This window comes from Rhodococcus wratislaviensis (assembly GCF_041228765.1).
In the GTDB taxonomy this organism is placed as follows: domain Bacteria; phylum Actinomycetota; class Actinomycetes; order Mycobacteriales; family Mycobacteriaceae; genus Rhodococcus_F; species Rhodococcus_F wratislaviensis.
Genome location: NZ_CP150488.1, coordinates 1,761,667 through 1,787,005 on the forward strand (window position 1 = coordinate 1,761,667; position 25,339 = coordinate 1,787,005).

The 25,339-nt window shown below is 67.6% G+C and carries 23 protein-coding genes; 19 read left to right on the top strand and 4 right to left on the bottom strand.

Features of this window, described 5'->3' with window-relative positions; translation table 11 throughout:
• Positions 1-18 precede the first annotated feature (18 nt).
• Positions 19-375 carry a hypothetical protein gene (locus WKC72_RS07870; RefSeq protein ID WP_370182234.1) on the top strand — a complete coding sequence of 119 codons (357 nt, stop codon included), beginning with the start codon at positions 19-21 and terminating at the stop codon, positions 373-375.
• Positions 261-1,001 carry an MBL fold metallo-hydrolase gene (locus tag WKC72_RS07875; RefSeq protein ID WP_370184284.1) on the top strand — a complete coding sequence of 247 codons (741 nt, stop codon included), beginning with the start codon at positions 261-263 and terminating at the stop codon, positions 999-1,001. Before WKC72_RS07870 ends, WKC72_RS07875 begins: the two co-directional genes overlap by 115 nt.
• Before the next feature lie 104 nt (positions 1,002-1,105).
• On the opposite strand, the gene WKC72_RS07880 is transcribed toward WKC72_RS07875, so the two are convergent.
• Positions 1,106-1,360 (bottom strand): hypothetical protein, encoded by a 255-nt coding sequence (locus WKC72_RS07880; protein ID WP_370182235.1) that lies wholly within the window; start codon positions 1,358-1,360, stop codon positions 1,106-1,108.
• Positions 1,361-1,674: 314 nt separating this feature from the next.
• On the opposite strand from WKC72_RS07880, the gene WKC72_RS07885 reads away from it, so the two are divergent.
• The 14 genes from WKC72_RS07885 to WKC72_RS07950 all read left to right on the top strand — a co-directional run bounded on the left by WKC72_RS07885 (position 1,675) and on the right by WKC72_RS07950 (position 18,650).
• Complete coding sequence (locus WKC72_RS07885; RefSeq protein ID WP_037229862.1) at positions 1,675-3,498, top strand: amino acid permease; 1,824 nt, start codon at positions 1,675-1,677, stop codon at positions 3,496-3,498.
• The gene (locus WKC72_RS07890) at positions 3,495-4,385 is read left to right on the top strand and encodes a universal stress protein (protein WP_037229861.1); all 891 of its coding nucleotides are present in this window, start codon (positions 3,495-3,497) and stop codon (positions 4,383-4,385) included. Before WKC72_RS07885 ends, WKC72_RS07890 begins: the two co-directional genes overlap by 4 nt.
• Before the next feature lie 103 nt (positions 4,386-4,488).
• A complete protein-coding gene (locus WKC72_RS07895) occupies positions 4,489-6,096 on the top strand; it encodes a DASS family sodium-coupled anion symporter (RefSeq protein WP_370182236.1) in 1,608 nt (535 codons plus the stop codon).
• Positions 6,097-6,291: 195 nt separating this feature from the next.
• Positions 6,292-7,050, top strand: a complete 759-nt coding sequence (locus tag WKC72_RS07900) for a TauD/TfdA family dioxygenase (RefSeq protein ID WP_052032998.1) — start codon at positions 6,292-6,294, stop codon at positions 7,048-7,050.
• Positions 7,047-8,063: a diiron oxygenase gene (locus WKC72_RS07905; RefSeq protein ID WP_128640997.1), complete on the top strand. Its 1,017-nt coding sequence runs from the start codon at positions 7,047-7,049 to the stop codon at positions 8,061-8,063. Before WKC72_RS07900 ends, WKC72_RS07905 begins: the two co-directional genes overlap by 4 nt.
• Positions 8,060-9,382 (top strand): KamA family radical SAM protein, encoded by a 1,323-nt coding sequence (locus tag WKC72_RS07910; protein WP_037229856.1) that lies wholly within the window; start codon positions 8,060-8,062, stop codon positions 9,380-9,382. The genes WKC72_RS07905 and WKC72_RS07910 overlap by 4 nt, the downstream gene beginning before the upstream one ends.
• Positions 9,379-10,869 (top strand): GNAT family N-acetyltransferase, encoded by a 1,491-nt coding sequence (locus WKC72_RS07915; RefSeq protein WP_370182237.1) that lies wholly within the window; start codon positions 9,379-9,381, stop codon positions 10,867-10,869. Before WKC72_RS07910 ends, WKC72_RS07915 begins: the two co-directional genes overlap by 4 nt.
• On the top strand, positions 10,866-11,942 hold the full coding sequence (locus tag WKC72_RS07920) for an Ldh family oxidoreductase (RefSeq protein WP_370182238.1): 1,077 nt from the start codon (positions 10,866-10,868) through the stop codon (positions 11,940-11,942). Before WKC72_RS07915 ends, WKC72_RS07920 begins: the two co-directional genes overlap by 4 nt.
• Positions 11,939-13,165 carry an acetyl-CoA carboxylase biotin carboxylase subunit family protein gene (locus WKC72_RS07925; RefSeq protein WP_370182239.1) on the top strand — a complete coding sequence of 409 codons (1,227 nt, stop codon included), beginning with the start codon at positions 11,939-11,941 and terminating at the stop codon, positions 13,163-13,165. Before WKC72_RS07920 ends, WKC72_RS07925 begins: the two co-directional genes overlap by 4 nt.
• Positions 13,162-14,427 carry a GNAT family N-acetyltransferase gene (locus WKC72_RS07930; RefSeq protein ID WP_370182240.1) on the top strand — a complete coding sequence of 422 codons (1,266 nt, stop codon included), beginning with the start codon at positions 13,162-13,164 and terminating at the stop codon, positions 14,425-14,427. Before WKC72_RS07925 ends, WKC72_RS07930 begins: the two co-directional genes overlap by 4 nt.
• Entirely contained in the window at positions 14,418-15,338 is a 921-nt protein-coding gene (locus WKC72_RS07935; protein WP_128641003.1) for a branched-chain amino acid transaminase, read from the top strand. Before WKC72_RS07930 ends, WKC72_RS07935 begins: the two co-directional genes overlap by 10 nt.
• Positions 15,335-16,081: a hypothetical protein gene (locus WKC72_RS07940; protein ID WP_370182241.1), complete on the top strand. Its 747-nt coding sequence runs from the start codon at positions 15,335-15,337 to the stop codon at positions 16,079-16,081. Before WKC72_RS07935 ends, WKC72_RS07940 begins: the two co-directional genes overlap by 4 nt.
• Complete coding sequence (locus WKC72_RS07945) at positions 16,078-17,397, top strand: MFS transporter (RefSeq protein WP_370182242.1); 1,320 nt, start codon at positions 16,078-16,080, stop codon at positions 17,395-17,397. Before WKC72_RS07940 ends, WKC72_RS07945 begins: the two co-directional genes overlap by 4 nt.
• Positions 17,394-18,650: an ATP-grasp domain-containing protein gene (locus tag WKC72_RS07950; protein ID WP_370182243.1), complete on the top strand. Its 1,257-nt coding sequence runs from the start codon at positions 17,394-17,396 to the stop codon at positions 18,648-18,650. The genes WKC72_RS07945 and WKC72_RS07950 overlap by 4 nt, the downstream gene beginning before the upstream one ends.
• Before the next feature lie 21 nt (positions 18,651-18,671).
• On the opposite strand, the gene WKC72_RS07955 is transcribed toward WKC72_RS07950, so the two are convergent.
• The 3 genes from WKC72_RS07955 to WKC72_RS07965 all read right to left on the bottom strand — a co-directional run bounded on the left by WKC72_RS07955 (position 18,672) and on the right by WKC72_RS07965 (position 23,257).
• The gene (locus WKC72_RS07955; protein WP_037229847.1) at positions 18,672-20,075 is read right to left on the bottom strand and encodes a wax ester/triacylglycerol synthase family O-acyltransferase; all 1,404 of its coding nucleotides are present in this window, start codon (positions 20,073-20,075) and stop codon (positions 18,672-18,674) included.
• Between the two features lie 1,005 nt (positions 20,076-21,080).
• Complete coding sequence (locus WKC72_RS07960; protein ID WP_370182244.1) at positions 21,081-22,106, bottom strand: acyl-CoA dehydrogenase family protein; 1,026 nt, start codon at positions 22,104-22,106, stop codon at positions 21,081-21,083.
• Positions 22,106-23,257, bottom strand: coding sequence for an acyl-CoA dehydrogenase family protein (locus WKC72_RS07965; protein ID WP_370182245.1), 1,152 nt, complete (start codon positions 23,255-23,257; stop codon positions 22,106-22,108). The genes WKC72_RS07960 and WKC72_RS07965 overlap by 1 nt, the downstream gene beginning before the upstream one ends.
• A 320-nt stretch (positions 23,258-23,577) precedes the next feature.
• Between WKC72_RS07965 and WKC72_RS07970 the strand changes: the two genes are divergently transcribed.
• From WKC72_RS07970 to WKC72_RS07980, 3 genes are read left to right on the top strand one after another with little or no spacing between them, the layout of a single operon-like run.
• On the top strand, positions 23,578-24,030 hold the full coding sequence (locus tag WKC72_RS07970; RefSeq protein WP_128641009.1) for a MaoC/PaaZ C-terminal domain-containing protein: 453 nt from the start codon (positions 23,578-23,580) through the stop codon (positions 24,028-24,030).
• Positions 24,027-24,476, top strand: a complete 450-nt coding sequence (locus WKC72_RS07975; RefSeq protein WP_128641010.1) for a hypothetical protein — start codon at positions 24,027-24,029, stop codon at positions 24,474-24,476. The genes WKC72_RS07970 and WKC72_RS07975 overlap by 4 nt, the downstream gene beginning before the upstream one ends.
• Positions 24,473-25,174 carry an SDR family oxidoreductase gene (locus WKC72_RS07980; protein ID WP_009475742.1) on the top strand — a complete coding sequence of 234 codons (702 nt, stop codon included), beginning with the start codon at positions 24,473-24,475 and terminating at the stop codon, positions 25,172-25,174. Before WKC72_RS07975 ends, WKC72_RS07980 begins: the two co-directional genes overlap by 4 nt.
• Positions 25,175-25,339 lie beyond the last annotated feature (165 nt).

Sequence of the window (25,339 nt, forward strand, 5' to 3'; positions counted from 1 at the left end):
CCACAGGAGACAACCACGGTGCCCACCATGCAGCAACCGCAGGACTGGACCGAACCCGGTGCTCAATTCGTCGCCCCGGGCGTACACCGCATTCCCCTGCCCCTCCCCTTGGACGGGCCGGTTGCGGTCAATTACTACGCGCTCGAGGGTGCCGACGGCCTGCTCGTCATCGATCCCGGCTGGGTCGGCCCGGAAACCGAGCAGGCCATAGCGCCGCGCTACGGCAACTCGGCCACCGACTCGACGACATCACGGTCTGCCTGGCAACACACCACCACGGAGATCACTACTCGCAGGCATTCGCGTGGCGGACGACGCAGGGCTGCACACTGTTCGCGGGCCGAGAAGAGAGCCACAGTATCGACAGTTTCCTGACCGATGTGGGACGGTTTCCGAATCATCCGCGGTTGCTCACACGGTGCGGGGCAACAAAACTCGCTGAGCGTATCGCCCGAAATGAGGAAGCCGGGGAAGGGGCCGACATCGCCCACGGCCGACCGGACGGCTGGCCTGACCACGGTGACGTGATTCCGTCACGCAACGGGGCGCTCGAGGTGATCGCCACCCCGGGACACACCCGAGGGCACGTCGTCTTCCGACACACCGACACCCGAATTCTGTTCTCGGGTGACCATATTCTGCCGCGGATCACGCCGTCGATCGGTTTCGAGTGGGCACCCGAACCGAATCCGTTGCGTTCCTATCTCCGCTCCCTCGAACTCGTTCGAGGTCTCCCGACACCGCACTGCTGCCTTCTCACGGCCCCCGTCACCGCCAGCACCCGCGATCGAGTCGACGAACTTCTCCACCACCACCGTGAGCGGCTCGACGAAGCGTGTGAGCACATCGCAGCCGGCGCGACCACGGCCTACCACGTGGCGAAATCGATGCGAAGGACTCACCGAAGGCGGCAACTCGACGAACGCCACCCGAGCACCGGCTGTCCGCCGTCATGGAGATCAGCGCCCACCTCGACGTACTCACCCTGCACGGCAGGCTGAAACCACGCGGACGGCACCACGACGCGCCATTAGGCCCTCGCCCGCTGATCGACTGCGCGGCAAGTCGGTCTGAGTTGGTCAAGCCCGCGCACACCCGACTCGGCTCAACGAAGCCATTTCCACGGCTTGTCCCAGTGGCCGGGGGGCGGCACGAACGGAAGCTGTCCCAACTGGCCCGGCGGTGGGATGAACGGCAGCTGCCCCAGCTGTCCGGGCGGTGGAACCACGTCGGGTACCGAGATACCGGGAATCGGCGGTGGCCGTGGATCAGCATTTGCCGTGCCGGTGCCGAGCCCAAGTGCGCTGAAGCCCAGCGCACCGGCGATCACGGCTGCCGCCACGGTCTTCTTCGAATTCATCGTGAACTCCTTCTGCGGCCGCTCTACCTCGTTCCGTGGAGAGGGCGCGCCGGTTGCACCCTTCTATTGTGCGCACTTCGGGGGGCGCTGTCGCCTGCCCGGGGCGGAAGTTCCGGCGCACTCACGCGCAGCGCGCACCGGATCCAGCTGCCCGATCCCGCTCGGTGGACGGACGGTGCGGCTTACGATTGAGACGTAAGCCTTGCGGCTCATTCCCTCTGGTCGCGTGCCCAGCCGAGTACATCCCACGGAATCCGACAGCCGGTCTCGCCAAGAGAGCGAGTAGCCGGTGCGTCGAGTATCGGAGGGACGTCATGAGCGCAACACCCACATTGAAGAAGGCGCTGAGCCAGCGGCAGCTGACGATGATTGCGATCGGCGGGGTGATCGGCGCGGGCCTGTTCGTCGGCTCGGGTGTGGTCATCGGCGACACCGGGCCGGGGGCCTTCATTACCTATGGGCTTGCCGGGGTCCTGATCATCATGGTCATGCGGATGCTGGCCGAGATGGCGGTGGCCAATCCGTCGACCGGATCGTTCGCCGATTATGCCCGCGCCGCGTTGGGCAACTGGGCCGGCTTCTCCGTGGGCTGGTTGTACTGGTACTTCTGGGTGATCGTCGTCGGTTTCGAGGCGATCGCCGGTGCGACGATCATCCAGTACTGGATCGACGTCCCGCTGTGGTTGGCGGCGTTGGTTCTGATGATCTTGATGACGGCGACGAATCTGTTCTCCGTCTCGTCCTTCGGCGAGTTCGAATTCTGGTTCGCCGGGATCAAGGTGGCCGCGATCGTGGTGTTCATCGGGCTGGGCACATTGTTCGTGCTCGGCTTGTGGCCGTCCAAATCACTCGATTTCTCCAACCTGTGGAGCCATGACGGGTTCCTTCCGTTCGGCGCCATGGCCATTACCGTCGGTGTGGTCACGGTGATCTTTTCCATGGTCGGCGCCGAAATCGCGACGATCGCCGCTGCGGAGTCGTCGGATCCGGAGCGGGCGGTGACCAAGGCCGCCAACTCGGTGATCGTGCGAATCGCCGTGTTCTTCGTCGGCTCGACGTTCCTGCTGGCGACGATCCTGCCGTGGAACGACGAGGATGCGGCCGCGTCCCCCTTCGTCGCCGCGTTCACCGAAATGGGTATTCCGTACGCCGACCACATCATGAACGCCGTGGTGTTGACGGCGGTGCTGAGCTGTCTCAACTCGGGCATGTACACCGCATCCCGCATGTTGTTCGTGCTCGCTGCTCGCCGGGAGGCGCCCGCGCAGCTGGTCCGGGTGACCCGTCGCGGGGTGCCTGCCATCGCGATTCTCGCCTCCTCGGTGGTCGGTTTTCTGTGTGTCATCGCCGCGGCAGTCTCACCCGACACCGTCTTCGTCTTCCTGCTGAACTCCAGCGGTGCGGTCATCCTGTTCGTGTACCTGCTCATCGCCGTCTCCCAGATCGTGTTGCGGTACCGCACCCCGGACTCGGAGCTACGGGTCAAGATGTGGCTGTTCCCGGTGTTGTCGATCATCACCGCGGCCGCGATCGTGGCGATCCTGGTGCAGATGGGCCTGCAAGACGACGTGCGGTCGCAACTGGTGTTGAGTCTGGTGTCGTGGGCAGTCGTCATCCTGCTGTTCCTCGCCAACAAGTGGTTCGTGGGTCGGCGGCCGGTCGTGGAAGGCGTCGCGGCGACGACACGACCTCACCGTGTGCTGGTGCTGGCGAACCAGACCGTCCAGTCCAAGGAAATGCTCGACGAGCTTCGTCGCATCGACGCGGATCGGGATGCCACCTACTTCGTGGTCGTGCCGGCCAGCCCGATCGAGACTGGAACTGCCGCCACCCACGGTCCACTCGACGTCGCGGAAGCCACCCGAGAGGTCGCACAGCAACGGCTGGACGACACGCTGGCGACCCTCCGCGCGGAGAACCTCGAAGCCGACGGTGAGTTGGGCGACTACCGGCCGCTGCGGGCCCTGGCCGCGGCCGTCGACTCGTTCCGTCCGGATCAGATCGTCATCTCGACACTGCCACCCGAAGAGTCGGTGTGGCACCGCTTCGACGTCGTGGACCGCGCCCGCGCCGAGCACTCTGTGCCGGTGACACACGTCGTCGTCACCCCGGTCGCCGCAGAGGGATCCCCCCGATGACGATCATCGCCGGCTTCAGCTCGAGCCGTCAGGGGACCGCGCCCCTCAACCTGGCGGTGCAGATATCACGCTGGACCGGCGACAAGGTTGTGGCCGCGGCGATCGTGGAACGGCCGTGGCCTGCGAAAGACGACCCCATCGAACGCGAATACCTGGGCTACGTCACCGAGCAGGCTTCGCACGCACTGGACAGGGTGGTCGGCCAGCTGCCCGGGGGCCTGGACATTCCCCGCCTCGTCTACCAATCCGATTCCATTCCAACAGGTTTGATCGAACTCGTTGCCGACCACGACGCGCGTTTCGTCGTGGTCGGGTCGTCGTCGTCCGGGTTGCTGGGCAGGGTGACGCTGGGCAGCGTCACCGAACGGCTGGTCCATACCGCGGCGGTGCCCGTCGCGATCGCTCCGCGCGGCTACCCGCCGGTGCCCGAGTCGATCCGCCGGATCACCGTCGCATACGGAGGCGAGGCCGATGTCAACGGGCTCGTTGCTGCCACCGCCGAACTGGCCAGGCAGTGGCCGGTGCAACTGCGGATCGTGTCGTTCACGGTGCGGCCGATGACGATGTTCGGTGGCGCAATCGAGCGATCGACGGAGGACCTCGTGGTCCAACAGTGGGCGCGCCGGACGCGCGACGACATCATCAAGCAGCTCAACGTAGTTCGCGCCCGAATCCCGGTACCCGACGTAGACGTCGTGGTCGGCAGCGGCCACGACTGGCGCGAAGCGGTGGAGGCCGTCTCCTGGGAAGCCGGCGACATGCTGGCGCTCGGGTCGGGCGCAGCCGGACCCGCGGCCCACGTATTCCTCGGCTCGGCAGCCTCGAAGATCCTGCGTCACGCACCGGTGCCGGTGCTGATCGTTCCCAGAAACAAGGTGACGGCCTAGGCGTCGTTCGTGCCCATCCGCGAGAAAACATGCTGTCGCAACGACTAGGACGTTCGTTGCTGGGTACTACTCCCGTACCGATCCGTGTCGCAGGGGAGGGACCATGACAGCCGAGAACCACGGCGACCGCACCGACGTCGACAAGGCGCTGCTCGGGCACACCACCTATCGCAGCCTCGGCGAACAGCAGCTCTCACCCGCCGAGGAGCGGTTCGAGAAGGGCCGCCGCACGATCGGGCTGTTTCTCGCGCCGCTGATCACGATCGGCTTCCTCGCCCTGCCGATCGACATACCGCCCAACCAGCAGACGTTGGCCGGCGTACTGCTCGGCGTCATCGTGCTGTGGGTGACCGAGGCGGTGCCGATCCCGATCGCCGGGCTGCTCGGGGTGGCGATCGTCGTATTTCTGGGGGTGGCGCCGGCCGACGAGGTCCTCGCCGCGTTCGGGTCGTCGACGATCTTCACGTTCATCGGAGCGTTCATCCTCGCCCAGGCGATGCTCAAGCACGGCGTGGCGCGGCGGTTCGCGTTTCGGATCCTGACCCTGCCGCGTGTCGGCCAGTCCACCACCGGCGTGATCGTCGCGTTCGGCGCGATCACGTGCGGGCTCTCGGCGTTCGTATCGAACACCGCGACCGTGGCCATGCTGCTGCCCACGGCACTGGGAATTCTCGGCGTCATCGCGAAGGTCATGCAGCACCGCGGCGTCGTCGCCCCGGACTTCGACCCGCTGCGCCTACGGGTGGGGGCCGCGATCATGCTGATGCTCGCGTACAGCGCCAGCGTGGGCGGCTTGCTGACGCCGGTGGGGAGCCCACCCAACCTCATCGGACGCGGGCTCATCGAGGAGGCCACCGGGGAGCGGATCAGCTTCGGGCAGTGGATGGTGATGGCCATCCCGATCTGCCTGCTGATGTTCATCGCGCTCGCCATCATCCTCCTGCGCCTCAACAAGCCCGAGATCCGGCGCATCGAAGGCGTCGCCGACTACCTGGCGGAACAGCGCGCAGAAATGGGTCCGCTGTCGCGTGCCGAGAAGAACACGCTCATCGCGTTCGGAGTCACGGTGACGCTGTGGATCCTGCCCGGCGTCGTCGCGGTGATCGCCGGCAACGACTCGGACCTCTACGCCACGATCAGCGACCGACTCGACGAGGGCATGGTCGCGGTCTTCGGGGCGGCGTTGCTCTACCTTCTGCCGACCGACTGGGAGAATCGGGAATTCACGCTGACCTGGCGGGACGCAGCAGAGATCGACTGGGGCACGATCGTGCTGTTCGGCAGCGGCATCATCTTCGGCGCACTGCTCGCCGACACCGGACTCGCCGAGACGATCGGCACATCCGTCGCGGACTCGCTGGGCCTGACGAGCGTCGTCGCCATCACGATCTTCGCGGTGCTGTTGGCCATCGCCGTGTCGGAGACGACGAGCAACACGGCATCGGCGGCGGTCGTGGTGCCGATCGTGATCCCGGTGGCGGTGGCGGCCGGCGTCAACCCCTTCGTGCCTGCGCTCGCGGCCACGTTCGCCGCATCGTTCGGCTTCATGCTGCCGGTCTCGACGCCGCAGAACGCCGTGGTCTACGGCTCCGGAGCCGTCCGGATCACCACGATGATCCGAAGCGGTATCACCTTCGACATCGTCGGCGCGATTCTGATCATCGTCTTCCTGCCCTTGATGATCGGAGTGGTCGGCCTCGGCGGTGGGTGATCAGTCGGTGCGGCCACCTGAAGATGTTGTTACAGCCCCGGCAGTTCTGTCCGGGTGACGTTTTGGCTCCCCTAGGGTGCCTGGTGTGCGTGGCGGCACGGCCACATTCTTGAAACCGATCACGACGATCCCGGTCTCGACCGACCGGCATCACGGGGTGCGTATCCCAGTCGGGTTTTCGGAATGGAGGAATGGATGTCGCCGAATTGTCATGTGGTTTCTGCCCCTGCAGGTGGGAAAACGGTGGAAGGTCGTCTCGACCGGTCCCGGCTGGGGGAGGACGGCTACGTCGTCGTCCACGACGTGCCCGACCGCGCCGCCGCGGCGGAAGTGGTTGTCTCGCTGGGTGATCTGGTCCCGCAGTACAACGGGCTCCTCACTCACGAGGTGACGTACCGTCCCGGCAACGATCATCGGGCGTACTCGCAGAGCGCGAACACGATTCTGGCGCACACCGAGGCCCCGGGCTGGAATCCCAGCCCGGCGTACCTGGCGCTGTTCTGCCACCGGCAGGCGCGCTGCGGCGGCGGCCACACCGATCTTCTCGACATCCGGCGGCTCGTCGACGCCCTGGAACCGGCCGAGCTCACCCTGATGACGGACGCCGAACTGACCTTCCCGGGCCCGGACGGGGGTGTACGCACCACGATGCTGGGCGCGGACGACACCGGCCGCACCGCCCTGCGCTTCAGCTACAACCTGCTCACCGCGGCCGACTACGACCCGCACCACGACTCCGACGTCGACGACTTTCGGCTGCCGCTCGGCCGGGCCGGTCGCAGGTTGGCGCATCGCGTCAGCGACCTGTTCCACGAACTGCGCACCCGCGTGCTGATCCCCGAGAACGCACTGCTCATCTGGGACAACCAGCGCATGCTGCACGCGCGTTCGGAGTACGCCGACCGCGCCCGTCACCTCACTCGGTTCTGGGCCGGCGACCGGACTCGCGCATGATCATCGACGAATTCAACCTGCAGTGCTCGGAGGACGACGGGCTGGTGCACCTTCCCGGACTGCCGTCGTTCGACCCCGCCGACGAAGCCGAGAACGCCGTCATCAGCCGCCTCGCCGGCAACTGGCACCGACGGTCGACGGTGAAGCGTGACGAGCCCGACCTCGACGAGTTGTTCGACGCCGGCCGGGCCGACTACCCCGAGGCAATCGTGCCGTTCCGCGACCATCCGACGTGGCAGGCGATGCCCGACCCGTTGCGGTCGCGGCTGCTGAGCTGGGCCTGGATCGCGTACAACCGGCACACGGTGCTCGCCGAGCAGCGCGTCGCCAACCCGGCGTTCGCACTCGTCATGGACGGCGAATTCCCGGGTCTCGGCGGCCAGGACATGGACATCGCCCTCGCCCAGGCCATGGTCGACGAGCAGTACCACACCCTGATGCACATCAACGCGAGCGCGCTGACCAGACGTAAACGGGAGAACCTGTTCCCCGACAGCGCCTTACCCGAATCGCACACCTCGCGGACGCACCGTCGGCTGCGGGCCCATGCCGCCGAACGCTGGCAGCGCAGCCTGACCACGCTGGCCTTCGCCACGGTCTCCGAGATCTCGATCAACGCGTATCTCGATCTGCTGGCCGACGATCACGACATCCAGGTGGTCAATTCCACCACCGCAAAGCTGCACAACCGGGACGAGTACTGCCACGCATCGATTTCCGACGAGATGGCGAAGCTGGTGTACGAGGTGCTGGACCCCGTCAAACGCCGCTTCTTCCTGGACATGCTGGTCGCCGGGCTGGAGGCGTTCGTCGCCACGGACTACTCGACGTGGGAAGCGATCTTCCGGATCGAGAAGGTCACCGGATGGGAGAAGATGCTCGCCGACGTGCGCGCCGAGAAATCCGGTTCGCGGCTCGTGCGCGACTACAGCGGTCTGTACTCGCTGATGTCGGACATGAATGTTCTGGGCGACGTCGACTTCGACTGGGGTCTGGCGGTGACGGACAAATGACCCTGCTCGATCTCGACACCCGCGCGGCCCTCGCTCCGCGATCGATCAGCGGCGACCGGCTCCGCAAGCTCGTCGCCGAGCGAACCGGCGACCCGGTCCTGGGGCACGAGGCCCACGTGGTGTCCCAGGTGCTGCCGTTCAAGGTCAGCAGCTACGTCATCGACGAGCTGATCGACTGGGGCCGTGCGCCGGACGACCCGATCTACCGGCTGACCTTCCCACACCGCGACATGCTCGAGCCCGAGCACTTCGCGCTGATCGAGCAGGCCGTGGCGCAGGGAGATCGGGGCACCGTCCGGCAGGCGGTCGACACGGTCCGGGCCGCACTGAACCCGCACCCGGGTGACCAGCTGAGCATGAACGTTCCGCAGCACGACGACATCGACGGTTCGGGCATGCAGCACAAGTACTCCGAGACCCTGCTGGTGTTCCCCCGCCAGGGGCAGACCTGCCACAGTTATTGCGGCTACTGCTTCCGCTGGGCCCAGTTCGTGGACACCCCGGACCTGAAGATGGCCATGTCCGGGCCGGAGGCGATGACCCGGTACCTCGACCTGCACCCCGGCATCACCGACGTGCTGTTGACCGGCGGCGACCCGCTGGTGATGCGGACCGAGTTGCTGGCCTCGTATCTGGAGCCGCTGCTCGAACCGGGGCGGGAACACGTCGAGACGATCCGGATCGGCACGAAGGCCGTCTCGTTCTGGCCGTACCGGCTGTTGGCCGGGCCGGAAGCCGACGACCTGCTGCGGCTGCTCGAGCGGCTGACCGCCGCCGGCAAGCACGTCGCGATGATGCTGCACCTGTCGCACGTCGCGGAACTGCAAACCGATGCCGCCCGGACGGCGCTGGCCCGGCTGGCGTCGACCGGCGCGGTGCTCCGCGCTCAGGCCCCGGTGGTGCGTCACGTCAACGACGACCCGCGCACGTGGGCCGACCTCTGGCAGGCACAGGTCCGCAACCGGGTCGTGCCGTACTACATGTTCGTCGAGCGGGACACCGGTGCCCGACCGTACTTCGGTCTACCACTGGCGCGAGCGGTCGACATCTACCGCGAAGCGCTGCAACGTGTCTCCGGACTCGGGCGGACCGCGCGGGGTCCGGTGATGTCGGCGTCCCCGGGGAAGGTCGTGGTCGACGGCGTCGTCGATCTCGACGGCGGACGGGCGTTCGCGCTGCGGTTCCTGCAGGCACGCCAGGCGGACCTGGTCGGCAAGCCGTTCTTCGCGAAATACGACGAGCACGCGCAGTGGTGGGACGACCTCCGCCCGCACGGCCCGCGTGACCGCGAATTCTTCGGCGCCGGAGGCAACGCGTGAAGGTCACCGCGCACGAGATCAGCTTGACGCAACGGCATCTGTGGCGCTCTGCGCGAGAGGCGATTCCGGTGCAGCGGGGACTGGTGGTCGAGGTGGAGCAGGACGGTCTGGCCGGATTCGGCGAGGCATCCGCGTTCATGACGGACCACTACAATTCGGACCTGGACCGGATGCACGCGGATCTGCGGCGGATTGCGCCGTTGCTGATCGACCTCGGTCCCGACGACCCGGTCGCGGTGTGGCGAGCGTTGTCCGCCGAGTTGCCCGATTCGCCGTTCGTCCTGGCCGCCCTCGACACCGCGGTGCACGATCTGCGGGCACGGCTGCTCGGTGTGCCGCTGTGGCAGGCCCTCGGGCTGGAACGACCGCGGGAGTTGCGTTCCAGCTTCAGTATCGGGCTCGACGAGACCGAGATGATGGTCCACAAACTCCGCGAACGTCCCGGGTGGTCGGCGTACAAGATCAAGCTCGCCGATCCGGGCGACCTCACCGTCGTCAAGGAACTCCGCTGCCATACGAACGCGCCGTTCTCCGTGGACGGCAACTGCGGCTGGGAGCTGTCCCGACTGCTCCCCGTCCTGCCCGGCCTGCAGGAACTCGGCGTGCAGTTGATCGAGCAGCCGTTTCCGCGCTCGGCGTGGCTAGAGGCCCGGATCCTGAAGGAGCGCAGCCCGATCCCGGTGATCGCGGACGAGAGCATCGCATCACCGCGTGATCTGGACGCCTGCACCGACGCGTTCGACGGCATCAACGTCAAGCCGATGAAGGCCGGGGGCATCACCCCGTCCCTCGCGCTGCTGCGCCGGGCCCGTGAACGCGGCCTGATCACCATGCTCGGCTGCATGCCCGAATCCGCGGCCGGGGTGTCGGCCACCGCCCACCTCGGGGGACTGGCCGACCACCTGGATGTCGACGCAGTCGACCTCCTCGCGGTGAACACCGGCCACGGGCTGACACTCGACGGCGCCGGCCGCGTCACCCTCCCAGATCGTCCCGGTTCCGGCTACCTCCCCGATCCGACCGCGCACGGCTGGCATGTTCGGCCGGTATCCGCTGCCGACGTGCGGCCGATCCGCCACACGGTGCTCCGGCCCGGTCAACCACCCGAGACCTGCGCCTACCCCGAGGACGCGCACGTCGGCACCCGGCACTTCGCCACACTCGTCGCGGGACGTCCGGTCGGCGTGGCCTCGCTGTACCACGAGGATCCACCCGAAACGCACGCCGTGCCAGGCCTTCTCCCCGGCCGCGGTTGGCGCCTCCGAGGTATGGCCACCCTCGAGGAGGTTCGCGGTACCGGTGCCGGGACAACACTTCTGCGCACCGTCCTCACGAACGCCGTACTGGCCGGTGCAGGCGCGGTCTGGTGCAACGCCCGCACGTCCGCCGCCGGCTTCTACGTCAAGCAGGGCTTCCGGATTCTGGGCCCGGAGTTCGACATCCCGGGCATCGGCCGACACGTCTTCATGCATTGGAGTGCTTCATGATCCACCCGACACAGCCGAACAACTCGCTGTTCGACGAGCAGGAGGCCCGCTGGCTTGCCGCGATCGCACTCGTCGAGGCGGGAGTGCCGGAGGACGACGCCGATCTGGTGGCCGCCGCGCTCGTCGACACCTCCTTGCGCGGCATCGACACCCACGGTCTGCGGTTGCTGCCGCAATACCTGGACGAACTCGCGACGGGCGTCGCGAATGCAGCGGCGTGTCCGACCGTGGTCCGGGACCGTGGGGCCGGACTGCTGCTGGATGCGGACGGCGCACTCGGCGTGCTCGCCGGACTCGCCGCCGCCCGCCTGGCAGCCGACCGGGCCAAGGCTTTCGGCGTCGCGGCGGTGGGCGTGCGCAATTCCAACCACTTCGGCGCGGCGTCGGTCTACACGCGGCACCTGGCCGGGCAGGGGATGATCGGTATCGCAGTCACGTCCGCCGCCTCCCGGGTGGCCCCGTACGGCGGGGTCGAGCCGCTGTTCGGCACCAACCCGATCAGCGTGGCCGCGGGTACGGGGGACGACGGGCTCGCCCTCGACATGGCCACCAGCCAGGTGTGTTTCGGCGAGGTGAAGCACCGCCGGGCCGAGGGACGACCACTGAACAGCGGCTGGGCCACCGACCGTGCTGGGCGGCCCACCGCGGAACCCGACGAGGCCTACGCCCTGTCACCACTCGGCGGATACAAGGGACAGGGCCTGGCAATGGCGGTCACTCTGCTGGGCGCCGTGTTGACCGGGTCGCCGCCCGACTGGCAGCTCGAGCAAGTCGGTGAGGGAACGCCCGGTCGAAGCCGAGGGGTCGGCCACTTCATCCTCGCTCTGGACCCCGGAGCATTCAGTGGGCATACGCAATTCGCGGCCGGGTTGGCAGACCTCCTGGGCACCGTCCGCGGGGCAACATCCGCCACCGGGTCGCCGGTGGTGGCCCCGGGCGATCCGCAACGCGCCCACGAGCGCGAACGGCGGGCGCGGGGCATACCGCTGGACGCCCGGACCGCGGAAGTCTTCGCGACGGTGGCACCGAACTTCGATGGATTCGCCGCGACCAGGAAGGAAACTTCTCGATGATTCTCGTACTGATCAGCCCGCGCGCCGCCGGGTTGCCCTTCGCCCAGTGGCTGCCGGAGAAACGTGGACGGCTGGTGGCGGTTTGCGCCGCCGGAACGGACCCGGGTGAGGGATTCGCCGAGATCGTCACGGTCACCGACTATCACGACGACGACGCTGTGCTCGGCGCCGCTCGGGAACTCGCCGGACGGCACCGGCCGAAAGCTGTGTTCGCCCTGGCCGAGGTCGACGTGGAACGGGCCGCCAGACTGCGCGGCGAACTCGGCCTGCCCGGCCTGGACTCCGCCACGGCAGGCGCCTACCGCGACAAGATCCTGATGAAGGAATTGGCGCAGGCCGCGGGGCTTCTCGTCCCGACCTTCGCGCCGGTGCGCCACCCGGCGGACATCGTCGACTTCATGGTTGAGAATCCGGGCCGCGTCGTCGTCAAACCGCGTAGTGGTTCCGGCTCCACCGGCGTGTACGTGCTCGACTCGCCGGCACAGGCGACCGGACTCGCCGACATCGTCACGGCGACACCGTACGAGGTCGAGAAGTTCGTCGAGGGAGCGGTGCATCATGTGGACGCCTTCCGCGTGGCCGGAGCCCCCGTGGCCGCCGTCGCGTCCCGCTACACCGGCCAAGGATGCCTCGAGCACTGGACCGACGCCCCGTTCGGCTCCCGGTCGGTCGACACCACCGATCCGGTCTGCGCGCGCCTCGTGGACGAGACCTGGCGGCTCGTCGATGCACTCGTCTCACCGCCCACCGTCTGCGTGCACGCCGAGTTCTTCGTCACCGCCGGCGGCGACATCGTGCTCTGTGAAGTGGCCGCACGGATCGGCGGCGGGCCGATACCGACGATGCTGCGCCATGTCCTGGGCATCGACCCCCGGCATCTCTGGGCACGGGTGGAATGCGGGCTGCCGACCGACCTGGACGCGGTCCGGGACCGAGTGGCGGCCGCCCCGCACGCGGCGTTCTACGGCGTGCCGCCGCGCCAGGGCCGGGTGCTGCGACTGCCGGACGCACCGCCGGGCGTGCACGACTTCACGCTGAACACCCACGTCGGGGACGAGTGGACCCCTGCCCGGTACCGCGACCGCAAGTCGGCGGACTTCCTGGCCTACTGGGTGGTGACCGACCCCGACTTCACGGCGCTGGGACATCGGCTGATCGCCACCGCGGAACAGGTGAGCGCCGGATTCGATTGGGACCGTGCCGAAAGCGAGGACGCAGCATGACCGCCACCCATGTGGACGGGATCACCGGCCACGTCCTGCCCCGCGGCGCCCGCCCCACCGCCGCCGACTTCGCGGGCATCGCCGACCCGGACATCATCTGGGAGGACGCGCGGTGGTGGCGGTTCACCGAACGCACCGACCTGCACGAGGTGCGCTACCTCGAGGTGCGTGCGGGCGGCCGCACCGTCGCGGTCGCGCCGCTGCTGTTCACGGCCCGGCCCGGGGGCCTGCTCTTCTACGACCCGCCCCGGCTGGCGGGAACCGCAGGACCGATGGCCGAACCGGAGTTGCTCGATCACCCCGATCGGCTGCGCTGGGCCGAGCTGACCGAGGCACTGCCCGGTGCCCGCGAGGATCAGTACCCGTCGATGGCGCTCGCCACGTTCGGAAACCACCACGGTGTCGCGCACGCGCCCGGCCGTTCCGACGATCAGCGCCGCGCGGTCATGGCGGCCCTGCCCGACCTGCTCCATCAGGCCGGTGACGAACTCGGCTGCCGCAGTGAAGCATTGCTGTACGTCGGAGAGGCGGAGGCCGAGGGCGTGGACGGTTCCGCGACCCGCGCCGGGTACACGGCGGCCTTGCTGGGCGCCGAGGGTGTGCAGGACCTGAGCGGACACAGCTGGGCGGAATACGTCGCGAGCCTGAGCAAGCGTCGTCGCGTCCGGCTCCGCAAGGAGGTCGCGGACTACACCGAGGCCGGTCTGCGCACAGTGGTCCGTTGGGGTCCCGCGGCGATCGACGACGAGGTCGTCGCCCTCCAGGTCGCTCACCGGGCCAAGTACGGGCTACCCGGTGGCGAGGACCGCGTCCGACGCGATTTCGACGCCGTCCGTGAGGAATTGGGCGACTCCTGTGTGGTGCTCCGCGCCGAACTCGACGGTCGGCTCATGGGTTTCGTGCTCTACCTCCGCACCCCCGACACGTTGTTCGCCAGGACTGCCGGATTCGCCCCGGGTGTTCGTGGCTGCTACCTGACGCTGACCTACCACGAGACGGCGCGGTGGGCGGTGGAGCACGGCATCCGTCGCGTCCACTACGGCCTCGCCGCCTACGAGGCCAAGATCGCCCGCGGATGCCGACTGCGACCCCGCTGGGGCTGGTTCGCCTTCCGAGGCGAAGGCGCCGACAAGTATCGAGAGGCTCTGACGCTGCAATCGCGCAGCATCGAGCGGCGGCTGGATCTGGTCGGCGCACCGGCACTCCCTGTCCCTTCCCGGCGGCCTGCCGCCACCGAACCGAAAGCAGAACAATGGAACTGATCCCGACCAGTACCGTCTGGATGGACGGTGAATTCGTTGCCTGGGACCAGGCGCAGGTCCACGTGTTGACACCGAGTCTGCACTACGGATGGGGTGTCTACGAGGGCATCCGGGCCTACGCGACGGACCGAGGTCCGGCCGTGTTCCGGCTGCGCGACCACCTGCGTCGGCTGCACGACTCGGCGCGGGTATACCTGCTGGACCCCGGGTGGTCGGTGGACGAGCTCACCGAGATCTCGCTCGAACTGCTGCGCCGCACCGGCCTGGACTCCGGCTACCTGCGACCGATCGTCTACCTCGGCTACGGCTCGATGGGTGTCGCGCCCGCGTTGGACACTGCCCGGGTCGCCGTCGCGGCCTGGCCGTGGGGTTCCTACCTCGGCGAAACCGCGGACCAAGAGGGCTGCCGCCTCGTCGTCAGCAGTTGGCAGCGCAACGGAGTGCACGCGGTCCCGCCGTTGGCCAAAGCGACCGGTGCCTATGTCAATTCGGCACTGGCCAAGGTCGGCGCGCTGCGCGCCGGATACGACGACGCACTGATGCTCACCTCCACCGGGCACGTCGCCGAAGCCTCCGCCGCGAACATCTTTGCCGTCCGCGACGGTGAGCTGATCACGCCGCCGGTCGGCGACAACATCCTGCCCGGTCTGACCCGGGACACCGTGATCACACTCGCCCGCGACCTGGGGATCACGGTCAGGGAGCAGAGCCTGACCCGCAGCGAGCTCTACGTCGCCGACGAGGCGTTCCTCACCGGCACGGCCGCCGAAGTCGTCCCGGTGGCGTCCGTCGACGACCGACCGGTGGCGGCGGGTGGGTGCGGCCCGATCACCAAGCAGCTGCGCGACGTGTTCCACGACGTGGTCCGCGGGCGGGAGCCCGCCTACCGCCACTGGCTGGAGTTCGCATGAGCGCCCGTTCGCTTCCCTCGGCCCCTGATCATGTCGCCGCGGTGTGGGACGCCGCGGGCCTCGGAATCCTGGAGGGCGCCGTCACCGGATTCGCGAGCGCGGCAGACCTGCTCGACGGCAGCGCGTGGGCGAATGCGCGGCGCGAGGAGATCGCCGACCGGGTGGTCGACGTGATGGCCGTCCGGGCCTGGCACGCCCTTCCGCAGCTGTCGCACGGTCGCGCACGGAGGGTGGCCCGGCGCTGCATCGCGTACTCGGTTGCAGCGGACACCGTCCGCGCCGACGGGAGCGGCACCGCCCGGGCCGACTGCTGGACCCTGACCACCCACGCGTTGGAACTGCTGACGATTCGCGAACACTTCGACGCGGCGGCCCATCGGGCCAGGGAGCTTCTCGGAGTGGCTCCCCAGGGGAGGTTGCTCGCGGCCTGGCAGATGGTGGACGACGCGCTCGGAGCCCTGGGCACCACCCGCCACGAATGGGTCGGTGCAGACCCCGCGACCGTCGCCGCCGCCGGGTGTGTTCTGGTCGACCGGATGAGCCGACTCCTCATCGCGGCAGCGCTGGTCGCGCAGTCCGCCGCGGCCGAGTCGTCCAGGGCCACCGAACTACTCGTCAACGCGGCCCGCCGGTACTCCTGGAACCACCTGCGGCGACCGGCGCCCGAGGCGGCGACACCCACCCACGTACAGCGGTCCGCCGATCTCGTGCACGCGTTCCTGACGCCGGGGAGCATCCCGTGAACACCCGCCTCCGGCGGCTCGGTGATGCGCTGCTCCCCGACAGCCCGGCCGGTCGCACGCTCGCCGTCGGCGCAGGCATCGACTCGCTGGGCACCGGGATGTTCTTCGCGTCCTTCGCTCTGTACTTCATCGGCGTGGTCGGCCTCAGCGCGAACCAGATCGCCCTCGCGACGACGATCGCGGGTGCGCTCGCGCTGCTCGCCCCGGTACCCCTGGGCAGGCTGGCCGACCGGGTGGGGCCCGGCCGGTTCTACGTGGCACTCCTGCTGGTGCGCGGCATCGGCTACGGATGCTTCGCGCTCGTACCCGATTTCACCGCCTACCTCGTGCTCACCGTGCTGCTCACCGCGGCCGACCGGGCGAGCAGCCCGATCCAGCAGGCGGTGGTGACGGCGGTGATCGGTGGCCGCGACCGGACCCGGACGATGGCCACGATCCGCGCCATCCGCAACGTCGGTCTCACCGCGGGGTTCCTGCTGGCGGGTGTCGTGTTCGTGACCGGCACCCCCGCCGCGTTCACGGCGCTGTTCCTGGGCAACGGAATCTCCTTCGTGGTCATCGCGTTCGCCGTGCGGCTCGTACTCCGGAGGACGGGAACGGTCGTGCAACGCACGCCTCGCCCCGACGGTCCCGAGCAGACCGAAACCGGGGTGCGCTCACCGTTCCGCGACCGGTGGTTCATGGTCTTCACCGTCGGCAACGGTGTCCTGTCGCTGTACGACACCGTGCTGATCGTTCTGCTCCCGATCTGGGTCATCGAGTACACGTCGGTGCCGCTCGCGTGGGTGCCGGTGCTCATGGCGGTCAACACCGTGCTCACGGTGGTCCTGCAGGTCTACGTCGCCCGGTTCGCGGAGGGCGCGGCCGCGGCGGTGCGGCTCCTGACGTGGACCGGGGGACTGATGGCCTTCTGCTGCGGTGCACTCGCGATCGGCCAGATGGCCGCCACCACAGTGGCGATCGCCGCCGTTGTCGTTGCAGTCGTGGCGCTGTCGATCGCCGAGAACATCCACTCCGTGGCCGCCTGGGAGCTGTCGGCCGAGCTGTCCCCGCAGCTGGCCGTCGCCCGCTACCTCGGCGCGTTCAGCCTCGGCATGACCGGCCAGAAGGTGCTCGGCCCCACAATTCTGGTCGTCGTCCTGTTGCCTGCCGGGATCCTGGCCTGGCCCGTCCTGGCCGGGACGTTCGGGGCCGCGGCACTGGTCTCCCGGACGGCGGCGCATCGCAGTCTCGCGGAACGCGCACGAACGAAGGAACTCCCGGCCGTCGACCTTCCTGCACTGTCTCCCTTCTCGACACTCGAGGTGAAGAAATGACCGAACACGTCCTCGTCGTCGGCAGCGGCCGCGACCTCCCGGGCCGGGTCCGTGACGCCCTCCCCGGCACACAGACCTCGGTGATCTGCCGACTGGAATTCGTCGCCAAGCTTCGCCGCCTGACGGAGCATGCGCGGGTCATCGCCGTGCGTCACGATGCGCCGGACGAGGAATGGATCGCGCTGGCCGCCGCCGCACATGCGCAGCAGCCGTTCACCCGGATCGCCACATTCGGCGAACGCGACCAGGACCGCTGCGCCTCGATCGGGGAGGCCCTCGGCCTTGCCACCCACTCGCGCCGCACGGTGACGTCCGTTCACGACAAGAACGCCATGCGGGCCGCGCTTCGCGAGTCGGGTGTCGACGCCACCGCCTCCGCGGTCGTCGCCGATGTGGATGCGTTGCGCGCCTTCGCGTCCGAACACGGATTACCCTGCGTCGTCAAACCCGTGTGCGGCGCGGGCAGTGCCGGGGTGGCCATCGTTCGGGAGCACAGCGCACTGGTCGCGGCGTTCGCGCGCGCCGGGGGCGACTTCGACGGACTGACCGACAGCGGCGTGCTGGTGGAGCAGTTCCACGAGGGCCCGCAATTCAGTGTGGAGGCCCTGTCGGAATGCGGCGAACACCAGATCGTCGCCGTCACCCGCAAGTTCTCCGACCCCGCCAACTTCGTCGAACTCGGGCACGTGGCACCGGCCGCCCTCTCCGCGGAACAGGAAGAACGGATCCATACGTACGTGACGAGGGTGCTCGACGCCGTCGGCGTGGAGTTCGGTGCAACCCACACCGAGATCGTGCTCACCCCAACCGGCCCCAGGGTGATCGAAACCCATGTGCGGATGGGCGGCGACGAGATTCCGTCCCTGGCACTCGATGCCACCGGTGTGGACCTCGCCGAATGCGTCGTGCGGCAGACCGTCGGGGAGAAGGTCCTACCCGGGATCCGGGCCGTCCTCGCCGAGGAGCGGCCGGGCCGCTGTTCCGCGATCTGGTTCGCCGCCGCACCGGTCGCGGGCGTCCTCGTCGACGTGGGCGGTGTCGACGACGCCCGGAAGGTCGACGGCGTGACCGACGTGCAACTCCTGGTCCGCCCGGGCGGCGCGGTCACCGTCCTGGAGTCGTCCGATTCGCGTGTCGCGTACGCCCGCGCCGTCGGGGACACCGCCGAGCAGGCCCTCGACTCTGCCCGGGAGGCCGTGGCGCGTCTCGAGTTTCAGGTGCGCGTGGCCGCCGCGAGCACGGTGACGGTGTGACCCTGCAGATGTCCTACCGACTCACAGTCCGACAGCGGTTTCGAGGAGATCGAGTTCGGCGTCGAGCTGATCGAGCATGGGGTGCAGATCCGGGACGGTGCGGCGGCAGCCGGTGAGGCCGAAGACGATCTGGTCGTCGCTGCTGGTGCAGGTGATGTTGAGTGCCTGCCCGGTGGTGGGGATGGAGAGCGGGTAGAGGGATTCGAGTCGGGCCCCGTTCCAGTACAACGGGGTTCGGGGGCCGGCAACATTGGAGATGACGACGTTGAACGGGGGCCGCAGCGGGCCGCGCCGGCCGAGGAACATCTCGACTCCGAGTGGGGCGGCGCCGAGAGCGCTCATCGCGAGCACCTGGGCGGGACTCATCGCCTGGAGGGCGGCCTTGCCCTCGTTCATGCAGTTGCGCACGGTCTCGAGGCGGTGCGCGGGGTCGGGGAGGTGGGTGGCCAGGTTGCACATGAGCACTCCCACCCGGTTGCCGCCGGCCCCGGTGTTCGGTGCGCGGAGGGAGACGGGGACCATCGCGATCAGGGGATTGTCCGGCAACGCGTCGCGGGTGTGCAGGTAGGCCCGGAGGGTGCCCGCGCACATCGTGAGCACGATGTCGTTGATGGTGGCGTCGGCGTGCTTGGCCAGCAGGCGGATCCGTTCGAGGGGGAAGGACCGGGCGGCGACGTGCCGGGCTCCGCTGATCGGCACGTTGAACAGGGTATGCGGTGCGGTCAGCGACACCGCACCACCCTTGCCGTGCAGGGCACGATCCACGGTGCCGACCGCTGCGGGCAGCAGTCCGGCCACCTCGCCGACCGCGGCGCGGGCAGCGTCCCACGCCATCGCGGGCAGTGCCGAGCCGAGCCCTCCCGAAACCGCGACGCCCACGTCCGGGACGGCCGACAGCGGGTTGCGGGGTTGCCAGGGGGTGGGCATGTTCCGGCGGTGGGGGTCCTCGCTCATGCTGTCGCGGAGAAGCCTCATCGCGGATGCGCCGTCGGCGAGCGCGTGGTGGATCTTGGTGTAGATCGCGTAGCGGCCGTCGGCGAGTCCCTCGATCAGGTGCATCTCCCACAAGGGGCGGCTGCGGTCGAGCAGGGTGCCGTGCAGCCTCGACACCAGGGTCATCAGTTCGGCCATCCCGCCCGGCTGAGGCAGGGCGTCCCGGCGCACGTGATGTTCCAGGTCGACCTCGTGGTGCGGGAGGGTGTCCCAGCCCCACTGGCCGAGTGACGTCACCGAACGGCGGGCCCGCTTGCGGAACGGCGCCGCCACCTGGTCACCGACCAGCGCGGCATCGAACATCGCACGAACATCGGCCGCCGACGCCCCCTCGGGTGGCGTGAACACTGCCAGGCCGCCGACGTGCATCGGATGCTCGCGGGACTCGCCGAGAAGAAACAGTGAATCGGTCGGTGCCATCGGCAACAGCATGTGGTGTCCTTACCGTTCCCGAACCCGGATCCATCTGCGCGGATCCGCTCCCCCCGGAACTGTTGTTCATGTCTGTGTAGTGGTGTCGCAAAGTAACGTTTAGATGTGGTTCATGTCACAAACCGGTCTCGCTGTTTGTAGTTCTACAGCACAACCACGCTTTCCGCCACATGCGCGAATGCCAACAGGACGAATGCCGACGAGCCCACGGGTTGCAGTTCCTGGCGAAAGGCACGTTGTACCGCTTCGGGTTCGTCGCCGCGGCCGAGAACCCCACCAAGTCCGAGCCCCCTTATCGATAGCCCCAACGCCGACGCATGGTTCGTACCTCCTGACCGAGCGGGCGGAAAATCGCCGGATGCAGTCGAGAACCACCTGCGCAACACTCCCGTCTCCCGGTCTTGTCGAAACAGCTAGTGGAGATGAGCAGAACGTGTGGACAAAGCACCCCGTGGTGCTGCAGTTGCCTCGAATAGTGCGGATCGGCAGTATGTGGGGCGGTGTCTGCTGCTCAGACCGGTGAGCTACCGCGCGTTGTGGGTGCTGCCCAGGGTGACCGACGGCGCGGATAGACGGACGAAAGCGCACGGACGAGGTGTGGGTCGCAGCGCGCATCCTGGACTGCCGCCCATAGCCTGTCGACGAACTGGTGCTCGGCGATTCCGAAAGTCTGGAAGACCAGCTCTGCAGGAACTCCTCCGTAGGGAATCCACATCCGAGCGAGGGTGATGAGTTCGCGCGCTTCGCGAGGTAGGTCTTGACCGCAACTCATCGTGCGTCTCCCGTTGTGTATCCGCCGGCGTTTCTCATGTCGATTCTGTCAAGGGCGTGGACCGGTCTGCTGGGCTCAGGCGAGGACGCCGGACTCGTCATCTCAGCCCAGAACTCGAGCTCCCGCGCGGGAGCGAGAGTGTGCGCGAGAACGCGGAAGACTGCCGTAATTCCTTGCATAATAAAGTGTGTCATTGCACCCTCGTTGATTCATCGGCCACACACGCCCAGAGCTCATGCGGTGACAACGGACCACAGGTTCTGTCGGCCTGCCGTGATGGACGCGGTTGTGAGCATGTCGTCCCAGTGGTGGAGGGAGCCGAACTCGGAGCGCCACGCGAGGGCAGGTTGGGTGAACTCGTGCAGGCGGTGCTCGCGGGTGGTGCCGATCGCTCCGTGCACCTGGTGGGCATTACGGACGACGATGGAGGCGGCGTGCCCGGCGCAGGAACGGGCAACGGCGACAAGGACGTCGAGGTTCGGTGCGGACCAGTCGGTGCGGACGGCTTCGTTCAGGGCGGCTTCGGTGGCGGCCCGGGCGAGTGCGGCTTCGGCGGCGATATCGGCGACGAGGTTTTGTATGGCCTGAAACTTCGCGAGCGGTCGCCCGAACTGGGTGCGTTCGGTGGTGTGCGTGATTGAGAGGTCGAGGATGCGGTCGAGGGCGGCGCTCGTCTGCACGGCTCGGATCAGTGCGCCGCGCAGGAGTAGTTGGTCGACGACCGCGTCAGCTACCGGAGTGCCCGAGTGGGCGCTGTCGATGGTGACGGTGTCCCTGGGTTCGCCGGCGATGTTGGCGTCAGGCGTGATGGTGAGCATGTTCGTCTCGATGTCGGCGACAACGTACGTGTGGGTGTCGCGCCAGACCGTGACGATCTTGTCGGATTGGGCGGCCCAGGGCACCCGGTGGGCAGTTCCGGTGTGATCGAGCAGGCAGACGGTGCGGCGGGCGTCGTCTGCGGGAAGCGCGGCGGTATCGAGCAGCCAGCCGGCGAGCAGGTCGTGTTCGGCCAGCGGGATTCGGACGCCGTTGGCTGTCGCGGCGCGGAGCAGTTCCGCGGCTTCGAGCCATCCGGCTCCGCTGCCGCCGGATTCCTCTGATCCGGTGAGGCGGGTTAGGCCGAGATCGGTGAGGTGGGACCAGAGGATTGGGTCCCACGTAGCGGTACCGGCGTCAGGTTCCTTCTGGTCGCGGTAAGCGACGAAGACCGCAGACATCATTGCCACAAGATCGGGGTCGACAGTGGTTGGTGTCGTCATCAGCGCATTCCCAATCCCCGCGCGATCACGCCGCGCAGAACTTCGTTGGTGCCGCCACGAAGGGTGAATCCGGGGCGTTGGGCGGCGGCGTCATCGATCATTGCCCGGTAGCGGCGGGGGGTCGGACCGGCGTCACCGGTGATGACGTCGGCAAAATCGGCGATGTCGCCTTCGGTGGTGGTTCCGAGGACTTTGACGACGGCCGCGGCGACGTCGGCGGGTTCGTGGCGTCCGAGGGCTCCGGCGACCGCGGTGGACATCTGGTGCAGCCCCATTGTTCGGGCGAGATACCGGCCTAGGTCGGGGTGTCGGGGTACTGCCCCTGTCCGCATCTGTTCGGCGGTGTCGGCGAGGAGAGGAAATGTGGACAGGAAGCGTTCGGGTCCGCTGCGTTCGAAGCTCAGTTCCGAGGTGACCTGCTGCCAGCCGCTGCCGATGGTGCCGAAGACCATGTCGTCGGCGACGAAGACGTCGTTGAGGATGACTTCGTTGAAATGGTGCCCACCGTGCATCGAGACGATGGGTCGGATGTCGACGCGCGGGGACCGCAGATCGACGATGAACTGGCTCAGTCCGTCGTGCCGATGTGCGGGGTCGACGGGGGTCGTGCGGGCGAGGCAGATGAATGCGTGGGCATGGTGGGCGCCGGACGTCCAGACCTTGGTGCCGCTGAGGACCCAGCCGTCGTCGACGCGGCTGGCTTTGGTGCGGACGCTGGCGAGGTCGGATCCGGAGTCGGGTTCACTCATGCCGATGGCGAAGTAGCACTCGCCACGGGCGATCTCGGGTAGATACTTCCGTTTTTGAAATTCGTTGCCGTACAAAAGGAGTGACGGTGCAATCTGGCGGTCGGCGATCCAGTGCGCGGCGACCGGGGCGCCTGCAGCGAGGAGTTCCTCGGTGACGACGAAACGTTCGAGGTGGCTGCAACCGCGGCCACCGTACTCGATTGGGATCGTCATGCCGACCCATCCCCGGTCGGCGAGTGCGCGCGAGAAGTCCTCGTGCCAGCCGGTGAGCCAGCTGTCGATCCGCGGAGTGATGCGCCCATCAGCGAACTGAGCGTCGACGAATTGCCGGACTTCGGCGCGTAAGTCGTCCATGTCGTGTGGGTCCGACGCGATGGGCGGAACCAGTCGCGGATCTCTCATTGGAGAATCCCTTCGGTTGTGGCTGAGTCGGTTTCGGGTGTTGCGTCGACGTTGGGTCCCGGTGCCTGCATGTCCGTCTGCAAACCGGTTGGAATGTTGGTCGATGTTGACCGCCGCATGTCTTGATTACGCACTATGGCAAAAGTGGGCGGTATACGCAATGCTGGTGGCTAATTCGGTGCAGGTACCGAGATCTGCCACGTGAGTGCATCTTGACGCTTGACGTACCGACCGGGCGGTACTAAGTTTCCGTGAACGGTAGCCGCTCGGCAAACTGCTTCGAGTCGGAGTTCCGCAAATGAATTCTCGAAAGGTGTCCCATGGCCGGACTGTGGTTCGACGACGTGGAAATCGGAATGACGTTCGAGACTCCGCGTCGCACTGTGACGGAGGCGGACGTGGTCAACTTCGCCGGAGTGTCCGGTGATTTTCATACGCTGCACACTGATGCGCAAACTATGCGCGAGAGTCAGTTCGGCGAACGGATCGCTCACGGAGCGCTCGTTCTGTCGATCGTGACAGGCCTTCGGGGCCGGCTCGGAATCTTCGACGACACCCTGGTGGCGTTCGCCGAGATCCGTCGCTGGCGCTTCGTGCGTCCGGTGCTCATCGGCGACACGATCCGCGCGGCCAACGAGGTCGTGGAGCTGACTCCCACGTCGAAACCCGACCGTGGCGTCATGGTCCAGCACGTGCAGGTTCTCAACCAGCACGATGTCGTCGTACAAGAAGGAGAAGTGGTGGCATTGGTGAAGCGGGAGGCGAAGGTATGAGGGTCCGCGCGGACGACCCGCAACTCAATGAGGTGTTGACCGGCGCCGGCCCTGCGGGAAAAGACCCCCGTGACGGTCTCGTATTCGTCGCACGGACCGGTCTTCGTGTATGGGCGGAGACCGAGGACGAACTGGCTCAGGCGTTCGACATGACCCGGGAGACAGTCGCGGCAGGTGGTGCAGTGGTCTACGTCGTGCGCTCGGCCGCACTGCTGGGACGAACCGAACCGCTGGACGCGGCTGTCGCAGCCGGCCTACTCAGCGGTGCACGCGCACTCGCGCTCGAGCGCCGAAAACACAACGGCTACTCGACGGTCGTCGCCGTGGCCGACGATGTGGAACCGAAGTCGGTTGCCGACGCGGTGGATCTCCTCGTCGCCACTCGCGGGGCCAACGGTCAAGCCTTCGTACTCGGCGACGAACATTTAGGAGCAGCTCTGCCATGAAGATTGCAGTGGTCACAGGCGCGGCCCGGGGTATCGGCTTCGAAATTGCCCGGCGCCTGACGAAGGACGGCTACCGCCTGGTCCTGGTAGACGTGGATCCGACGGTCGGGGACAGCGCAGCATCGATTGATGCCACGCCAGTGAAGGCCGACATCGCCGATCCGGAGGGCCGTGCGCAGATTCGCTCCGCAATACGGTCCGAAGAGGGGCAGCCGACCTTGCTGGTGAACAATGCCGGTATCACGCGCGATGCTCTGATCGGCGACATGACCGAACCGAACTTCCGACTCGTCAATCGAATCAACCTGGGCGCGACCTTCGAGTTGACGTCCGAACTGGCCGACGAGATCGTCGATGGTGGCGCGGTGGTCAATATCAGCTCACGCGCATACCTCGGCAACGTCGGCCAGTTCAACTACGCCATCTCCAAGGGCGGCGTAGTCGGCCTGACCCGGTCACTGGCGTTGAGCCACGCGCCGCGCTTGCGCGTCAACGCCGTGGCACCGGGCTTCATCGCCACCGACATGACCGACGCGGTACCCGCGAGGGTGCGTGACCGCATCATCTCGCGCATTCCGCTGCAACGCCCGGGCAGGCCCATCGATATCGCCGAAGCCGTCGCTTGGTTGGGCTCCGACCAGGCGGCATATGTCACGGGACAGGTATTGCCGTGCTGCGGAGGTCGCAGTCATGGCTGAAGGCGGTCATGGCAGATACGTAGTGCACAGGTAGTGGATAGGTAGTTTCCCGCTGGCATCGGGGCTGGTCCGCAGGGACCCTCGTGTGATGGTCGTCACGGAAGGGTGCGGTGTGATGTCGGCCCTCGAAAACCGGTTGAAGAAACGACGGTCGTTCTCGTCGGG